The organism is Flavonifractor plautii ATCC 29863, assembly GCF_000239295.1.
Classification (GTDB): Bacteria; Bacillota; Clostridia; order Oscillospirales; family Oscillospiraceae; genus Flavonifractor; species Flavonifractor plautii.
Genome location: NZ_JH417821.1, coordinates 1 through 1,272 on the forward strand (window position 1 = coordinate 1; position 1,272 = coordinate 1,272).

The 1,272-nt window shown below is 48.3% G+C and carries 2 riboswitches.

The window, feature by feature from the left end:
• Positions 1–102 precede the first annotated feature (102 nt).
• Positions 103–296: riboswitch (cobalamin riboswitch) on the forward strand.
• Between the two features lie 558 nt (positions 297–854).
• Positions 855–1,111, forward strand: a riboswitch (cobalamin riboswitch).
• The last annotated feature ends 161 nt before the right edge of the window (positions 1,112–1,272 follow it).

The following is a 1,272-nucleotide window of genomic DNA, read 5'->3' on the forward strand; positions in this document are numbered from 1 at the left end:
TCAGATGTCCAATATGTATTGTAGTCCTACAATTGTTACACATACTTTCTTTTGTTCCATCTTGACATTCCGAGTGCACCCTGATAAAATAAAAAAACAAGTGAATATAGTTGGTACACAGGTGTCCATCCAATTGTGGTGGGTGAAAAGGGAAGTCGGGTGAGAATCCCGCACAAAGCCGTTGCTGTGTTGGCGGAGTGCCTCTCTGCTATGTCACTGGGATGTTTGTTCCGGGAAGACGGAGAGGTGCGTTTGAACGTCTGAGTCAGAAGACCTGCCTGTGTATAACGCACAAAAAAGCCTCCCCGGACCTGGGAGGGTGCAGTTTCAACCACAGTAGGAACCTGTGGAATTTGTTGCTGTATCCTTCAGGATACAGTTTTTTTGTTGCCGAATTCACTTGTCCCTCCTATTTCGTGCTGCTCCACACGGGACACGGGACTCTTCTGCAGGTCTCGCGTCATTTTGGAGCAATCGGCTGGAAGAAAAGGGCGCATAATATCGTGGGTAATATTATGTGTTCTTCCAGCCGGAACAAGAGAAGCACATGGCCTGAACCCGGCGCAGGGGTGGGCCATGTGCTTTTTATTATACCGCAGCGCTCGGCGAAAAGGCGATTATCAGGATCGCGAAATAGTGTTTGGAAAATTTTCCTGTTTACCCCTTGCATTTTAAGCGGAAAGTTGTATAATGAACTCAAAAGAAAGCCATTTGTAAAGTGCAAGTTTAACAAAAGATAGTTCTTTGAAGGGGATGGCTTCTGAGTTCTGCATGGGCAGAGTGGCATGCACCTTCCTGTAAAATTTAATATGAATCCGGCTTTTGTGGCAAATGCGCGACCCGACTCCCGTCAGGGAGCGGACACGCATCCTTGTTTCTGAACAAGGGAATCAGGTGAAATTCCTGGACATGTTTTGCAGCAGGAGCCGTGGCGAAAGCTACGGGGACGTGCAATTCAATAGCTGTGATTGTGGAGTATATCTGTTTTCTGCGAAAGCAGGTCACTGGCGGTCGTAATGGCTTAGCTGGGAAGGCGGCGGATATGCGCAGGCGGGCTTTAAGCCCGTCGGGACACATTAGTCAGAAGACCTACTAGGAGCTTACCCCCAATTCATTGGGGTTGCTCTGAGATAAATGCCAAATGTGAGGAGGGCACTGAATAAGTGGCCCCTTCTACCCGAAATGGGAGCAGAAGCGGACGCATATTTTGCGTCCGTTTTTTATTCGCAAGCTCGGGAGAAAGACGGACGTATCGGTATGCGTCCGTCTTTT